Origin of the sequence: Streptomyces sp. NPDC058457, assembly GCF_042720695.1 — a bacterium.
Lineage (GTDB): Bacteria > Actinomycetota > Actinomycetes > Streptomycetales > Streptomycetaceae > Streptomyces.
The window spans coordinates 1-15,468 of the sequence record NZ_JBHXLU010000111.1; the positions used below are offsets into that span (position 1 = coordinate 1).

General features: G+C 68.4%; 13 protein-coding genes and 1 pseudogene. 2 read left to right on the forward strand and 12 right to left on the reverse strand.

Annotation, left to right across the window (positions count from 1 at the left end; genetic code table 11):
• From ACFWPS_RS47135 to ACFWPS_RS47150, 4 genes are all read right to left on the reverse strand, one after another.
• Positions 1–262 (reverse strand): SDR family NAD(P)-dependent oxidoreductase (locus ACFWPS_RS47135; RefSeq protein ID WP_383718625.1); only part of this gene is annotated, 262 nt, incomplete at its 3' end.
• A gap of 603 nt (positions 263–865) precedes the next feature.
• Positions 866–1,405 carry a hypothetical protein gene (locus ACFWPS_RS47140; protein WP_383718627.1) on the reverse strand — a complete coding sequence of 180 codons (540 nt, stop codon included), beginning with the start codon at positions 1,403–1,405 and terminating at the stop codon, positions 866–868.
• Between the two features lie 112 nt (positions 1,406–1,517).
• A complete protein-coding gene (locus ACFWPS_RS47145) occupies positions 1,518–2,165 on the reverse strand; it encodes a hypothetical protein (protein WP_383718629.1) in 648 nt (215 codons plus the stop codon).
• Positions 2,166–2,410: 245 nt separating this feature from the next.
• Positions 2,411–6,718, reverse strand: a complete 4,308-nt coding sequence (locus ACFWPS_RS47150) for a helix-turn-helix domain-containing protein (protein WP_383718631.1) — start codon at positions 6,716–6,718, stop codon at positions 2,411–2,413.
• Between ACFWPS_RS47150 and ACFWPS_RS47155 the strand changes: the two are divergent.
• Positions 6,667–7,115, forward strand: a pseudogene (locus ACFWPS_RS47155) (arabinofuranosidase catalytic domain-containing protein). The gene ACFWPS_RS47150 and the pseudogene ACFWPS_RS47155 overlap by 52 nt on opposite strands.
• A gap of 85 nt (positions 7,116–7,200) precedes the next feature.
• On the opposite strand, the gene ACFWPS_RS47160 reads toward ACFWPS_RS47155, so the two are convergent.
• From ACFWPS_RS47160 to ACFWPS_RS47195, 8 genes are all read right to left on the reverse strand, one after another.
• Positions 7,201–8,040, reverse strand: coding sequence for an oxidoreductase (locus ACFWPS_RS47160; protein ID WP_383718633.1), 840 nt, complete (start codon positions 8,038–8,040; stop codon positions 7,201–7,203).
• Positions 8,041–8,197: 157 nt separating this feature from the next.
• Positions 8,198–8,974 carry an SDR family oxidoreductase gene (locus ACFWPS_RS47165; protein ID WP_383718636.1) on the reverse strand — a complete coding sequence of 259 codons (777 nt, stop codon included), beginning with the start codon at positions 8,972–8,974 and terminating at the stop codon, positions 8,198–8,200.
• Positions 8,971–10,449 (reverse strand): aldehyde dehydrogenase family protein, encoded by a 1,479-nt coding sequence (locus ACFWPS_RS47170; protein ID WP_383718637.1) that lies wholly within the window; start codon positions 10,447–10,449, stop codon positions 8,971–8,973. The genes ACFWPS_RS47165 and ACFWPS_RS47170 overlap by 4 nt, the downstream gene beginning before the upstream one ends.
• The gene (locus ACFWPS_RS47175; protein ID WP_383718640.1) at positions 10,446–10,688 is read right to left on the reverse strand and encodes a ferredoxin; all 243 of its coding nucleotides are present in this window, start codon (positions 10,686–10,688) and stop codon (positions 10,446–10,448) included. The genes ACFWPS_RS47170 and ACFWPS_RS47175 overlap by 4 nt, the downstream gene beginning before the upstream one ends.
• On the reverse strand, positions 10,685–11,917 hold the full coding sequence (locus ACFWPS_RS47180; RefSeq protein WP_383718643.1) for a cytochrome P450: 1,233 nt from the start codon (positions 11,915–11,917) through the stop codon (positions 10,685–10,687). Before ACFWPS_RS47180 ends, ACFWPS_RS47175 begins: the two co-directional genes overlap by 4 nt.
• Before the next feature lie 193 nt (positions 11,918–12,110).
• The gene (locus tag ACFWPS_RS47185) at positions 12,111–12,299 is read right to left on the reverse strand and encodes a ferredoxin (RefSeq protein ID WP_383718645.1); all 189 of its coding nucleotides are present in this window, start codon (positions 12,297–12,299) and stop codon (positions 12,111–12,113) included.
• Between the two features lie 33 nt (positions 12,300–12,332).
• On the reverse strand, positions 12,333–13,547 hold the full coding sequence (locus ACFWPS_RS47190; RefSeq protein WP_383718648.1) for a cytochrome P450: 1,215 nt from the start codon (positions 13,545–13,547) through the stop codon (positions 12,333–12,335).
• 202 nt (positions 13,548–13,749) lie between these two features.
• Positions 13,750–14,325: a DoxX family protein gene (locus ACFWPS_RS47195; protein ID WP_383718651.1), complete on the reverse strand. Its 576-nt coding sequence runs from the start codon at positions 14,323–14,325 to the stop codon at positions 13,750–13,752.
• A 68-nt stretch (positions 14,326–14,393) separates the two neighbouring features.
• Here ACFWPS_RS47195 and ACFWPS_RS47200 point away from each other — a divergent pair, with 68 nt between their 5' ends.
• The gene (locus ACFWPS_RS47200; RefSeq protein WP_383718654.1) at positions 14,394–15,458 is read left to right on the forward strand and encodes an MBL fold metallo-hydrolase; all 1,065 of its coding nucleotides are present in this window, start codon (positions 14,394–14,396) and stop codon (positions 15,456–15,458) included.
• The last annotated feature ends 10 nt before the right edge of the window (positions 15,459–15,468 follow it).

A 15,468-nucleotide genomic window follows, 5' to 3' on the forward strand; every position in this document is an offset into this window, starting at 1 on the left:
CGCCGTAGGAGCCGTAGCCGGCGTTGTTGACCAGGACGTCGATGCGTCCGGTCTCGGCGACGATGCGTGCGACGCCGGCCTGCATGGAGTCGTCGTCGGTGACGTCCATGGCGAGGGGACGGATGCCGCTGTCCGCGAGCTTCTTGAGGCGGTCGGTGCGGCGGGCGGCGGCGTAGACGGTGAAGCCCAGGGACTGGAGCTTCAGGGCGGTGGCCTCACCGATGCCGGAGGAGGCGCCGGTGACGAGAGCGGTCTTGGTCATGAGGGTTCCTGGAGGTAAGGTGAACTTGGGTTCATCAACTACTATGAACCCCGGTTCACGTTAATGCAAGTCCAGGGCTCCGTGGCCGGTCGTGGTCGGTGGCGGTTCGCTCGATCGCGAGAATCATGCTTCCGTGCGCCTCATGTTCCCCATTGGCCGCCGCTCCTGTCCCGGGCGGAACCTCCAGGCTCCGGCGCCGCCGTCAGGCGTTCGCCGGGGGTGCGGGATGCCACGGGATCAACGGATTGCCGTGACCGCGTCACGATCTTCGGGAGTGGCAGATCTGGTCCGTTTCCACCGGAGCGCTGAGGGTCCATGCGCGGCGGGACGGCCGGCGACCCCACTCCTCCTCCGGATCCGAGCCTGACCATGAGGGCGGTCGCCCGAGTCTGCGGAGATCCCAGCGGGCTGTTGAAACCGCTTCGCGGCACGTGAAAGATCACGTGCCGCGATCGCTGCGAGAGGTCAATCACGCGGCCTCCGGACAGCCGGACCACGTCTCACCGGACAGGAGTCCGGTACTTACGGATGCGTCCAGCCTGGCCTCTCGCACGATCGCGAGTCAGCCTCCGCGTGGGGTGACCGGCTGCGCCCAGCCAGTCCCTAGGACAGGTGGAACGTCGTCGTCTGGCCACTGCTCCCGGGAACGTACTCCGCCCGCCAGGTCCAACCGCGGCCTGCGAACTTGTAGTGGAGTTCGATCGACGAGTTCTGCTTCCACCAGTAGTTCCAGCCGGTGGCGCAGGTGTGGGGGTTCGCGTACCAGATCGGTGAGTCGTCCCAGTCGTTGAACTGGTTGTAGCCCTTCGCCCAGAACTGCAGCTTCGCGTTGGAGTCGTTGCAGACGGTGATCTGTGCGGAGGAGACGTCGGCGCTGGCCGTCGTGGGAAAGGCCAGACCACCGAGGACGGCCCCGGCGGTGAGTGCCGCCACGGCGCACTTCCTTGCGATGTCACGCATGTTGCTACTGCCAATCTGTCGAGGAGAGGGACGGCTGCCGGCCTTGTGCAGGTCGGCGAGGCTGCGCAGGCCCCGGACGCGTGCGGTGACACGGGGGACCGCGAGGACGACACCGCGCTGGGCCTTGGCCGCGGGAAGCGCGGTGACGCCTGGCGGCAGGGCCATGCTCAGAGTCGCTGCCATGTTCCCGGGCAGGGTGTCCCCGCCCGGGAATACGCACAACAGGGACAGCGAGCCTGAGACGGGCGAGGCTTCCGGAGGTTACAGAGCGCCACATGCTGTCGTCCGCTCGCGCTCAGTGGCAGTGCGCGCCGCGCTCGGCGGACGTCATCTTCGCGTCCTTGAAGTTGACGTAGCCGGTGTTCTGGTGGTCCGAGTCGTAACCGGACTCCTGGTAGTCGTAGATGTACCAGATGTAGTGGCCGTAGTAGCGCTTGCCGAAGTGGAGCTCGTACCAGCCCTTCGCCTGCTGCTTACCGGTGCCCCGCTCGATCCAGCCCTTGTAGCCGGGCGGGATGTTCACCGTGTTGCTCTCGGTGTCCGTGTGCGACACCTCCCAGCTGTGGCTGTACGAGGTCTCGATGCTGGTCGTGAACACCTCGGACCACTTGTAGCTCGCGCTGATCGAGATACCGAAGGTGTTGGTCGAGCCGGTCGTGTCGGACCAGTCGATACGGTGCTGGTTGGTCTGGCTCGCGCAGTTGAAGGCGGTGGTGCCGACCTGGTGCTTGGGACCGGTGTAGGTCCAGTAGGACTGCGCGTGGAAGTCGCAGACGTCCGCCCAGCTGCAGGCGTCCAGGAGTTGCCTGGTGGTGGGGCTGTCCGCGGCGGACGCCTGGGAGGGTGCCATCGGCGAAGCGCCCAGGGCCAGGGCGGCGGCAGCCCCGGCGGCGCGAAGGGTGCGCTTGGCGGAGGCCGGCTTACGGCGTGCGAATACCATCATCGACTCCAGTGAGCAGGGGCGGACGCCGACGGTGTGTCAGCGTGAATGGCCCATCGAGTTCCGGGCAGGCGAGGCGACCGCTGTCGACTGCCCGCCGGTTTCGCCGACGGGGAGCACAGCGAACCGGGTGACCTCACTCTTCAGGACTCGAGATTTGTCTATCAATGCAGGTCAGAGGTGTAGACAACCCAATGGAGCAAGGGCTGCGACACGGGAGCAGCCGTTCACACTCGATTCATCGAGAGCTACGGTCTGTCCGCTTCCGGACCGTGACTCCTCGCGGTCGACGCCCGGCCGTGGGACTTGCTGTGGCGCGTCGTACCAAGGTGCCCCTCGTGCTGTGCGGATTCGTGATGGGCGGTTCTCTGCGTCCTGGCGCGACCATGCTCCTTGGCGACCTCGGAGGTGGAAGCCCTCTGCGGCGTTCCGGGAAAGGGCTCGGCGTCAGGCCGGAGAGCGCTGTGCTTCGCGGAGTCGCGCAGGGCCTGCGCCGGAGTCGCGGCGGAGGTCCCAGCGGGAGCGGGACCGAAATCCCGGGCCTGGTCGACGAGGCCGGGCGGATCACACAGACGCTGGTAGGGCACCTCGGGGAGATATGTCCGCCATTCGTCGGCGGTCAGATCACGGCCGGCTCGCTCACAGAGCTGAGCGACGACGAGTGTGGACCCGACGGCGAAGCGTCGGACGGGCACGTGATCACTGCCAACGTAGAGCAGGCTCCCGCCGGCGCCGAACGCGAGCGAGCGGATGGCGTCGCCCAGCGTGTCGAGACTGCCTCCGATCGGCTGCCGACTGGCGGTGTCCCACAGGAACAGCGCGCCGGAAGCGTAGCCCACCGCGAGGGTGGTGCCGTCGGGACTGAAGGCAAGCGCACTGACCCGGGCCCCGTAGGTTGTTCCGGCACCGGGCGGGAGTATCGCGTCCTGGCGGTGTTCATCACGGCCATTCCAGACCGTGATGTTCCCTAGGTCATCGCCGATGGCCCGATGTACGCCGCCGGGGCCGAGGGCGAGGATGTCCGTCCCCCTGTCCGAGTCGAGTGCGCCGATATGCACACCGAAGGGTGATGACGTGGCTGGGCCGGCGAAACCCGCGTCCAGGGCGGACTTCAGGGCTGTGGCCAGGGCCGCGGGCCGGTGGGTCCGCGTTCCGGAGTCCGTGTTCCACACCTCTCCGGTCAGCGAGTCGGCTGAGGTCGCCCGCGAGAGCAGTAGTCTCTTGCCGCCGGAGGTGAGCGCGATCGAGCGCACCGCCGACGAGCCGTCCGGGCGCAACGACGCCTGGACCCGGTCAGCGGTCACATTCCATACGACGAGTCGCGTGTCGCTTCCCTCCGGACCGCCGATGCCGTAGGCGAACGCTCGGCCGTCGGGGCTGAACGCCATGAGGGGAACGACGTCGGCGCTCGTGCTTCGCGTCGGCACTCTGATGGCGGGCGGTTGGCCGACGACGCGGCCGGTCCGGGTGTCGCGCAGACGGAATCGGAAGCGGCTGTCGTTCCGTTCGGCGGTGGCCAGCAGCATGCCGTGGGGACTGAACGTCTCGTGGTCCGCCGGCCGAGCGAGCCATGGGGAGGTGAGAGGCGCAGAGAGGTCCAGGGAGTGGACCGTGCCCCCGGCGAGGCAGCGCAGAGTCGGGGTGTCGGGATCCCAGGCGAGTGCGGTGACGGGCCCGTCGGCGGAGGTCCACCGGAAGACCGGTGTGGGCATCGGCGCCGGTGTCTTCGGCAGTCGCCACACCGTCGTCGCGTCCTGGCCCGCCACGGCAAGGAACCGCCCGTCCGGGGTGAACGCGAGGAGGGCCGCGCCCCGTTGGGCGATGCTCTCGAGCTGTCGGCCGGAAGCAGTGTCCCAGACGCGTATCCCGCTCTCCGATATCGCCGCCAGACGCGTCCCGGCCCGGTCGAGGACCACGGAGGCCGATGCGCAATTCGACACCGCCGACTGCTCCCAAGTACCCGGGACAGTGTGGTGATGGACGATGTCCCGCACGCTGAGCGGTCGGTGCTGCGAGCAGATCGCCGTCAGCCGACCGTCCGTGCTCGGGACCACAACACCGGTGGCGGATCGCAGCACCACCGGATCGTCCGTGAACGCACGCAGCTGCCTTGCCGGATCCGGGCCGCTCTCGATGTAGCCGCCGACGCCGGTGGCTGAGGCGTCCGGCGCCCGCCGTCCGCCGAGTTCCTGTTCCCCTGCCCGTACGTTTGCCACCGGAGGCAGGTGCCACAGCCGTTGGGAGCCGTCGACCTCGGCCAGGGCGAGGGTCCGTCCGTCCCGGCTCACCGCGGTCACCGGCAGGTCCGGCAACTGCCCTGATCCTGTACGGCGGTGTGTGACCACGTCCCAGGCCGACCACCTCCCGCCGCCCACATCCAGCAGAGTGAGTCCGGAGTCGGCGAGGAAGTCACGGGTGCCGTCGTTCTGATCCGGGACGGTGAAGGCGTCCCGCTCGGGGTCGGTCAGAGCGGTGAGGAGAGCCGCTCGGCTCTCGGGCAGCACGGCGAGCCGCCAAGCGGCGATGCTGAGCAGTGTCCTCGCACGCGGGTCGGTCACCCGATCCCGGCCGGCGAGGTCGGCGGCCTGACGGGCCTCGGCCACACTGCGCTCGTGCTCGGCCACGCCGTTCTCGTACCAGGCGATCCGGCCGGCGACCAGGGCCCCGCACAGGACGCAGACGAGCGCCACGACGAGTCTTCGTATCCTCCGTCGCATGCGGTCGGCCGTGCAACGCTCCATGCGTTGGGCCACGCGAGACGCGGAGAGGAAAGCTCTCTCCCGAGCGTTGAGATCGTCGTCAAGTACATCCCGGGTGAACAGCACGTCGGCCAGGGCGAGATGGATCCCCCGATACAGTGCCCCGGGATCGCGTCCGTGCTCCAGCCAGTTGCGGGCGGCCTCGGCGAGATGTCGGCGCATGCGCACCCGCTCACGGCTCTCCTCGATCCATTCCTGCAACCGAGGCCACCCGGTGATCAGGGCATCGTGAGCGAGTTCTACGTGGTCCGTGTCCACAGTGACCAACCGGGCGCGGGAGAACCGTTGGAGGACGAAGGGCACCTCGGGGTCGGGCCACTCCCTGAGATCGGCTCGCCTCACCGGTCGGCTGCTGTCGGGAGTGCCGTCACCGGGGGCTATGAGGGCCAGTAAAAACCTCCGAGCGGCATCGGCCTGCTCAGGTGACAGGCGGCCGTACACGTCCTCGGCTGCCGCGGCAATGGCTCCATGGACGCCGCCCGCCTCTTCGTATGCGGCCAGCGTCAGCACTCCGCTGCGCCTGCGCCGCCACGTTTCGCGCAGGACGTGCGAGAGCATGGGGAGCGCACCGGGCCGATCGTGCACATCCTCCACGATGCGTGCTGTGAGTTCCCGCTCGACCCTCAGACCCGCCGCCGTGGCCGGTTTCACGACCGCGTCCCGCAGTTCCTCACGGGTCATCGGCCTGACTGTCAGGCTCGCGTGCTGCATCGCCTCCGCAAGGTTTTGATGCTCCGCGCACCGGGCGTGGAAGCCCGAGCCCACGGCGACGACCACGCGCAGCCGACCGCCGGAGTGCCTGGCGGCGAGCAACTGGTCTACGAACAACCAGCGTTCGTCCCGGTTCCGGCAGAGTGTGAAGATCTCCTCGAACTGGTCGACCACAACGATCCGATGCGGCTGGTCGGCATCGGGGATCAGCATCCGGACGTGGGCGGTGGCGGGCCGCGCACCGGGCGTGATGAGCCGCAGTCGCGCACCAGAGCCTGCTTCCTGTTCCTCCTTCGCCATGCGGGGCATGACGCCGGCCCGAAGCAGCGAGGACTTCCCGCTGCCAGAGGCTCCGAGCAGCACCGTGAAAGGGTGCTCCTTCATCAGTCTCACGACGTCTTCGGCCAGCCCGTCGCGGCCGAAGAACAGCTCACGGTCACCTGGTTCGAACCTCGCCAGTCCCTGGTAGGGCGACTCCCCGTTCTCGGCACCGTGGACCGCGACTTCGTCTGCCACCCTGCCCAACCACTTCTCCCACAAGTCCGGATCAGCTCCGCAGGCCTGCGCGTATGCGCGCACGACGGTCACCGACGGCAGCCGCTCGCCTGAGGCCGCCCGCGCCAGGGCGGCCACCGAGACACCCGACCGTTCGGACATCGCCCGGTACGAAGGGGATCCAGAGCGAGCACGCAGTGACCGCAACTCATGGGCGAACCGCTGCGAGGGCCCCGCGTCGGGATCGACCGGGCGCTCCGGGCGCCCCTGCTGCCGACTGCTCACAGATCCTCCAGCGGAATATTTGTCAGGCTCACGGCGAATTGCTCGCCCGAGCGGGTCGGGCGCGGCAACGCGCGCCGTGTGCAACGGCAGTGCGAAGCGAAGGGCATACGTATGATGAAATACGTATAATGTAAACTGTGAGGAAATCGTGGTCGAGTTGCGAGTTACGTGGACCTCGGTGAGGGGTGAGTTCTTTCCGCTTGGATCGCGATCGCCCGCTCCGGTGCCGACCCGTGCGGTGAGATGACATGTACATGTCAATATGGACGATATTGCGTTCAGGAAAGGGCCGCGTCCACGGCGCAATCACTGTGAACGTGGAGACGGGCGAGCTGGTGGATGTCCTGCCCGACCGCACGGCGGGCACGCTCATATCCTGGCTGCGCAACCATCTCGACGCGGAGATCATATGCCGGGACCAGGCCAGCGCCTGTGCCGAGGCCGTCCGAACGGGCCATTGGGCCATCCGCGGCGGCAACGCGCAGTCGGGCGGTGTATCGACCTTCTGCAACGGACCGCGTCCTGATGCCGCGGGCTACAACCCGATGGCGAAGGGGGCGCGATCATTCTCGGCATCGGGGGTGACAACAGCCATGGTGCCGCCGGCGCCTGTTACGAGGACATCATGACCTCCGGCTTTCCGGCGGACGCCGCCGAGAACGCGGTACAGGTCGACATGAGGGCGGTCGGCTACGGCAAGTAGCCCGTCCTGCCGGGAACACTGACGCGGCTCGGACGAACTCCAGCGGGCCGGCACACCGTCGACCCCTGGTTCCGGGCCGCCACTCTCAGGCCCGGCTGCGAGGCATGCCGATCGCCCTGTTCATCAGGCCGTCGAACGATCGGTCCGAGACGATGCCGCGCACCGTGATCAAGGGGCGGGCCCCGAATCCGGCGGCGTACCGAGTCTTGGGCTTGCGGGCGGTGACCGCCTTGGCGATGGCCTCTGCGATGACGGACGGCGGGGACTCGCGCCGGGCGTTCGCCTCCGAGTTGAAAGCGGCGAGTACGGCGGTGGCCTGGGTGGCGTAGGGGCCCGTCCCCGAGGCTTCCTGCAGTTTCGCGGCCGTGACGACGTTGCCGCCCGTTCTGATGTTGCCGGGCTCGATGATGACGACGTCGATGCCGAAGGGCTTGGTCTCCAGGCGCAGGCAGTCGCTGAGGGCTTCGAGGGCGTACTTGCTGGCGTGGTACCAGCCGCCCAGCGGCGAGTAGAACTTCCCACCCATCGAGGTCACGTTGACGATCTTTCCGCCGCGCTGCTCGCGCATGTACGGCAGCGCCAGCTGGGCCAGGCGCATCGCGCCGAAGACGTTCACTTCTGCCTGGCGGCGGGCCTCTGCCATCGAGACGTCCTCGATTGCGCCGTAGGAGCCATAGCCGGCGCTGTTGACCAGGACGTCTATGCGGCCCGTCTCGGCGATGATCTGCTGGAATCCGGCCAGCATCGACTCGTCGTCCGAGACGTCCATGATCAGGGGGATGACACCGGCGGCGGCCACGTCGGCGAGTCCGCCCTCGTGCCTTGCAGCTCCGTAGACGGTGTATCCGAGTTCGTGCAGTTTTATAGCCGTTGCTTCGCCGATTCCTGACGAAGCGCCGGTGACAAGGGCGGTCTTGATGGGCATGATGGCTCCTCGCGGGTAAGGTGAACCGTCGCTCAGGTTTATCCTGAACCATTATTCATCTTTGTGCAAGTGGCGTGGTGACCGGGCTGGACGCGACGGCCACGGGTCCCGCGCATGTTCGCGCGGGACCCGTGTGGAGCTGTGCCGTGCCGAACCGTCAGGGACGTAGGATCCAGCCTCCGTCCACGTGCAAGACCTGTCCGGTGATCCAGTTGCCGGCCGGGGCTGTGAGCAGGAGGAGCGGGCCTGCGAGCTCCTCCGGGGCGGCGAAGGCCTGCATCGCGACGACTCTCTTCATCGCCTCGCGGAACGCGGACCCTTCCGGCACCAGCGCCTTTCCGGCCTCGCTCTCCACCAGCCCCGGGGCGATCGCGTTCACGGTGATCCGCGACGGCCCCAGATCACGGGCGAGCGTGGTGGTCAGGCCGACCAGGGCGATCTTCGTGATGCCGTAGAGAGTGGCGGCCGGGAAGGCTCCGCCGGAGGTCTGGTTGACGATCCGGCCGCCGCCACGCTCGCGCATATGCGGGACGACACTACGGGTCATCAGGTAGGCGCCGTTGAGGTTGACGTCCATGGCGAGCTTCCAGTGGTCGTACTCGCACTCCAGGACCGGGCCCCGGTGGAGTGTTGCCATCAGCGCCGCGTTGTTGACCAGGATGTCGACCCCGCCGAAGCGCTCGACGGTTGCGCGGGTCAGTGTCTCCACCGATTCCGGATCGGTGATGTCGACGCCCGCGCCGAATGCCTGGAGGCCCGCCTCCGCCAAGTCGGCGGCGACCTTCTGCGCGCCGTCCTCGCGGACGTCGGCGCAGACCACGGCGGCTCCGGCGGCGGCGAGGGTACGGGCGTACGTCTCCCCGATGCCGCCGGGCGCGGCTCCGGTGACGATCGCGACCTTGCCCTCCAGGGACCAGTTCACCGCTTCAGTCATGCCGACACCCCTGTGAATCCGATGGCCACGCTCTTGGTCCGCAGGAACTCCTCGAAGCCCTCGCGCCCGCCCTCCTTGCCCACGCCGCTGATGCCCCATCCGCCGAAGGGCCGGTGCACGCCGAGGTTGCCGGCGCCGTTGACGAGGACCTCACCGGTGACGAGTTCCTCCGCGATGCGGTGGGCGCGCTGCAGCTGCTGGGTGTACAGGTAAGCGGACAGCCCGAACGGGGTGCAGTTGGCGATCTCGATCGCCTCGTCGTCGGTGTCGAAGGGGATGATCGACAGCACGGGTCCGAAGACCTCGCGCTGGCCCAGTTCGGAGTATGGGTCGACGTCCGCGAACACGGTAGGTTCGATGAAGTACCCGTTCGCCAGATCGCCCTCGATGCGGGAACCGCCCGTCACCAGGCGGGCCCCGTCGGCCTTCGCCTTCTCGATCATGCCGAGGACGCGGGTCAGGGCGGCCTCGTTGATCAGCGGGCCGGAGACGGTCCTCGGGTCGAAGGGGTCCCCGCTGGTGATGGTCCTGGCGATGGCGGCGACCTTCTCGACCGCCGCCTCGTAGATCCCGCGCTGCACCAGCATGCGGGTGGGGAAGGCGCAGCCCTGGCCGGTGAGCGCCCCGATGGACAGGAGCGTGCCCCGGGTGCAGGCGGCGTCCAGGTCGGCGTCCTCCAGCAGGATGTTGGCCGACTTGCCGCCGAGCTCCAGGACGACCGGCTTCATGGACTCGGCACAGCTGCGCAGGATCCGGCGGGCGGTGTCCGGGCCTCCGGTGAAGGTGACCTTCTCCACCAGGGGATGGGAGACGAGCGCCTCGCCCGCTGCCGCCGTGCCCGGCAGGATGTTGACGACGCCGGGTGGGAAACCGGCCTGTTCCACCAGGTCGGCGAACAACTCCGCTGAATACGGAGTCAGTTCGGACGGCTTGACGACGACGGTGTTGCCTGCCGCCAGCGCCGCCGGAATCTTCATGGCCAGCGAGATGAGTGGCCCGTTCCAGGTGATGATCACGCCTATGACGCCGTACGGCTGGGCGAGGGTGTAACCGAACTCCCCGTCCTGCCCGAAGGAGGCGGTGACATCACTGCCGATCTTGTCGGCCCAGCCGGCGTAGTAGCGCGTCCACTCGGCGGACAGCCCGACGAACCGGGCGCCGGACGCGAACGGGGTGCCGTTGTCCAGGGTGCCGCGGCGGGCGAACTCCTCGCCGTGCGCCTCGATGAGGTCCGCCAGCTTCAGCAGCAGCTTGCGCCGTACGGCCGGCCGGGTGCGGCGCCAGTTCCCGAACGCCTCGTGTGCGGCCCGTGCTGCCTGGTCGACCTCTGCGGGCCCGGCCAGCGGAATCACCGAATGCGCGGTGCCGGTGACGGGGTTGATGTGGTCGAACGTGCCACCGGACCCCTCGCTCAGGCGTCGGTCGCCGATCCGTAGATGGACGGCTGGTGGGTTGCGGTCTGTCGCGGTGGTCATGGCTTTGCTTTCGTTTCGCGGTTCTGGGGGGTGGTGGTCTGACCGATGAGAGTGATGGCCCGTTCGGGGCATGCCAGGGCGCCGTCCCGGGCGGCTTGCTCATACTCAGGGGCGACGGTGGCGGCACCGCCGGAGGCGAGCGCGGCGTAACCGAGGTCGTCGAGTTCGAACACTTCGGGAGCCGCCGCGTTGCAACGGGCGTGCCCGGAGCACAGGGTGGGGTCGACCACGGCTTTCATCGGAAGTCCTCGGTGGTGGTGAAGCGCAGGGGCAGGCTGTCGAGACTGTGTACGGCGCCCCAGGTCTCGACGACGGCGGCGCCGGGGTCGAGGCGGTAGTCGGGCAGTCGCCGGTGCCATTCCCCGAGTGCGACGGCGAGTTCCTCGCGTGCCAGGTGGGAGCCGAGGCACCGGTGCGGTCCGGCGCCGAAGGCGAAGTGCGCCGGCGGTCGCCCACGGTCGAAGCGGACCCGGTCCGCTTCCTCCAGTCCCTCTTCGTCACGGTTGGCCGAGACGAGCGGGAACAGCACCATGTCTCCGGCGTGGAACTGGTGGCCGGCTAACTCCACGTCCCGGGTGACCTTGCGGGCCACCTCGGGAATCGCGTAGTACCGCAGAAGTTCCTCGACGACCTCGCCCATGGGAAGCCCGGCACGAGCGACCGCGGCGACATGACGCCGGTCCGCATCATGTGTCGCCAGGTGGTAGAGGGCGAAGGCCAGGGTGTTCGTCACGGTGTCGAGGCCGGCCAGGAACAGCAGGAAGAGGCAGTTGAGCAGTGCTTCGTCCGGGATGGGCTTTCCGTCCAGCTCCCAGGTCAGCGCCTGGCTGACGATGTCGTCGCCGCCCTCGCCGGACGCCCTGCGTTCGGCAAGTATCTGGGTGAAGTAGCCCCGTACCGCCGCCACGCCGGACAGGTACTGAGTGGCGCCGGCCGGACCGTCGTCGCCGGGGCGCAGGATCTCGTGCTCCCAGGTGAGGAAGGTGTCCAGCTCCGAGGCCGGCAGACCGACCAGTTCCAGGAACACGACCGTGGGGAAGCGGGTGGCGAACTCCCGTACGAAGTCGCACTCCTCGCGGCCCTCGATCGAGTCGATCAGTTCCCGGCAGCCGCGCTCCAACCGTGGCCTGAGCGCGGTCATGCGCTTGGGGGAGAAATAGCCGGCGAGGAGATGCCGCCAGGGGCGGTGCTCCGGCGGGTCGAGCTGGATCGGGATCATGCTGACGTGGGGATCCGGGTTCAGCGGCGTGATGGCGCTGCTGGAGAACGTGTCCGGATCCTGCAGGCATGAGCGGATCAACTCGCGCTTGAGGATCACCCAGTACGAACCTTGAGGCTCCTCTATGCGCAGGACCGAGTGCTCGCGCCGAAGCCGGTCGTATCTGTTGAGCCCCTGCCCCGCCGGACCCGATCCGATGAACCGGAAGTCGGAATGCGGATCAGAGCTCTTGAGGTCTGTCTTCTTCATCGTGTCGGCTCCTCCATGGGGCCTCGTCCGGGCCGGCGGGAGCGGAAAGGACGGACCGGGGCGGTCCCTCGCTTGCTGGCCAGGCTGCGGCGCCGCCTCCGAGATAGCTAGCTAAGATTACTCACCTATCTTGGTTAACTAGGACACGGCGATCTGAGTTCCCGAGGCGAGTGAGGCCTGCGCTGCAGTTGGCCTATCCCTCGATCTCGATGGCGAGCACCGGGCAGGCGCGTAGGGCCTGTTCGACCGCGGCCCGCTGGGAGTCGTCGGGTGTGGCGTCGTAGACGAGGTCGTCGTTCTCGTCGAAGTCGAAGACCTCCGGTGCGGCGAAGCTGCACTGGCCGTGCAGGGCGCACTTGTCCGTGTCGACATGGACCTTCATCGGGGCTTGCTCCTTGCTCGGTGCGTGCGCGTGTCATGCCCAGGCGACGGGCAGCCTCTCCAGCCGGTTGATGCTGGTGCTCCAACCGCGCTGGGGAGTCCCGTCCAGCCGCAGCCCGGTGTCCAGGGCGAAGTACTCCTCCAGGAAGATCCGCAGTTCGAGGCGGGCGATGTGACTGCCGAGGCAGTTGTGCGGGCCACCGCCGCCGAACGTCATATGGCCGGACGGGTTGCGCTGGGAGTCGAAGTGGTGGGGGTTGTCGAACACCTCCGGGTCGCGGTTGGCCGCGACGTACCACATCAGCAGCAGGTCGCCCTCGGCCACCCGCTGCCCGCCGATGTCCAGGTCGCGCTCGGCGGTGCGGGCGAAGCCCATGGCGGGGGTGATGTAGCGCAGGAACTCCTCCACCAGTTCGGCGGAACGGCCTTCTGTGACGGCGCCACGCGCCTGCTCCAGGATTCCGGTGTCCTCCAGCAGCAGGCGAACGATCTGGCCCAGTGCCGTGTGGGTGGTCTCGAACCCGGCGACGAAGAGGGTGATCACCCACCACCGGTACTCGCTGTCGGTCAGTTCGGTGCCCGCGTCGCTCTTGTTGACCAGTTCGGAGATCACGTCGGGCCCGGGGCTGCGGCGCTTGAACTCCCGCAGTTCGAAGGCGTACTGCGCCACCTCTCCCAGGGCTCTGAACTGGCGCTCGGGTCCGTCGGACTTGTCCATGGCGAGGATGTCATTTCCCCAGTCCACGAGTCGGGAACGATCCCCGAGGGGGACTCCCATCACCTGCCCGATGACCAGGGCGGGGATCACGGAGGCGACGGCCTCGACGAACTCGAAGGCCTGCTTGCCGCGAACCTCCTGGAGGGTGTTCACCGTGGTCTCGCGGATCCAGCTCTCGAAGCGGCTCGCGACACGCGGGCTGAAGGACTTGGCCACGATCTGCCGCAGCCGCGTGTGGCGGGGTGGATCCAAGGTCAGGATGCTGTCGCTCTCCTGCTCGAGCAGTTCCTTGTTGATCGGATACATCACGCCGCGGGTGGTCGTGAAGTTCGCGGTGTCCTTGGAGACCTCGGCGATGTCACGTGCTCGCGTCAGGGACCAGAACCCGTCCTTGAGGGTTCCGGTGGCGGCCGGCGTCCAGTGCACCGGATCCTCCTGCCGCAGCCGGTCGAAGGTCTCGTGCGGAACGCCCTCGGAGAAGCTCGCCGGGTCGGACAGATCAAGGATGCCGGGGGTGGCGGGTGTGCTCATGGGTGCTCCATCTCAACCAACCGGTTGTTTGACCGATGGCCTCGCGCGGCCTGGTCTGGGGCTACGATCCATGGCCTGGAGGTCGGTGTCAACGAGGTGTTTCGTCTTTGTATCGCGCAACCTGTGACCTATCGCCGCACGTGAAGGGTTGGAATTTCAGTCAACCGTTTGGATGTCTGAGGCCTTGGTGGCGAGGGACTGATCAAGAGATCGAGGTTGACTTCCGAGACGTCTTTTCCGTCTCCTCGACCGCGCGGGTGGGCCGGTAGCAAGCGGTGAGCAGTGCGGCCGCGCCAGCAAGGCCCAGGCCCGCGGCGGCGAGGGCTGCACCGGGACCGGACCTGCCTCGGCGCAGAGCCGCGTCCAGGGAGTATCGCCCGTGCCCCAGCGCGGCGAGCGCCACTGCGGTCCCGCCCACGACGCCGACGTACTCCCAGCCGCCCTTGAAGACGAAGAATCCCTTGCCCCGGTGGTCGGTTGCCGCCGCGACGGCCATCAGTCCGACCGCCCCGGCCGCGGGCAGGGGTGCGGCGATCCCGAGCGTCAAGCCGACGCCCGCGGCGATCTCCGTTCCGGCGGCCAGCCGTGCGTGGACCGTGGCGGGCCTCAGCCCGAGTGCCTCGAACCAGCCTGTCGTGCCGGCCAGGCCTCCAGGGCCGGCGACCTTGTTCCAGCCGTGCGCGATCAGCATGGGGCCGAGGGTCGCGCGCATGAGGAGGGCCGCGGCGTCGAGGGCCGATTCCTGACCGCCGAGGGTGAGGCGGAAGGGGCGGGGCATGAGTGCTCCTTTCGGGCTCTAGGGAGCCGCGATGGTTTACTAGGTTGTCTATGTCTAAAGGAGGGCTCATGTCCAGAGACAGTGACCGGCTTTCCGGAACAGGGCGGCCGGTGAGGGGCGGGCGGCCGCGCCTCACGCGTGTGCGGCCGGGCCTGTGGAGCCTTCCGATCCCCCTGCCGGGCCCTCCCGGCCATGTTCTGGTGTACGTCCTGGAGACCGATGTGGGGCCTTACCTGGTGGACGCCGGCTGGGATACCGAAGAGGGCTGGAGCGCGCTGACGGCGGGACTGAAGGCTCTGGGCACCAGGGTCGAGGACGTCCGAGGTGTTCTGGTGACCCACTCCCACCTCGACCACTACGGCCTGGCTCCGCGCGTTCGCGAGGTGTCCGGCGCCTGGGTGGCCCTGCACGCGCTCGACTCCGTCGGCCTCTCTCAGTTCCGCAGCGATCCCGCCCTGCGGCTCGCGGCGCTGCTGCGCAAGGCCGGGGCGCCGGAGGAGGCCGTGGCGAGGGCACTCGACGACCTCGGCCGGCGTCCGGGGGTGGATGCCGCACTCCCGGACCGGTATCTGACCGACCGTGAGCGGCCGGAGGTCCCCGGCTGGGACCTCACCGCGCTGTGGACACCTGGCCACACTCCGGGACACCTCTGCTTCTGGGAGCCGCGTCACCGCCTCCTGTTGGCCGGGGACCACCTGCTGCCGCGGACCACGGTGGGGATGTACGAGCCGCGGGACGACAACGACGACCCCCTGGGGGACTACCTGGGAACCCTTGAGCCACTGGAGAGCATGAAGCCGAACCTCGTCCTGCCCGCCCACGAGTACCGCTACGCCGATCTCGCGACTCGCATCGGCGAACTGCGGCACGGCCACGCGACCCGCACGGCGGTGGCGGCTTCGGTGCTGCGTGAAGGCCCCGTCACCGCCTGGCGGCTGGCCGGGCGACTGCGGCGCTCCGGCACTCTGGAAGGGCTGCGCGGCTTCCCGCTGCGAGCGACGGTCTCGCGGGCACTCGTGATCCTGGCGCACCTGCGCCGCCTCGGCGCGGCGCGGGAGGTACCGGGCCCGCCTCCGCACTGGAAGGCCACTCGGCGCCTGGAGCAGTGTGAGGCGGGTTTCTTCAAGAGCTGAGGCGACCGTC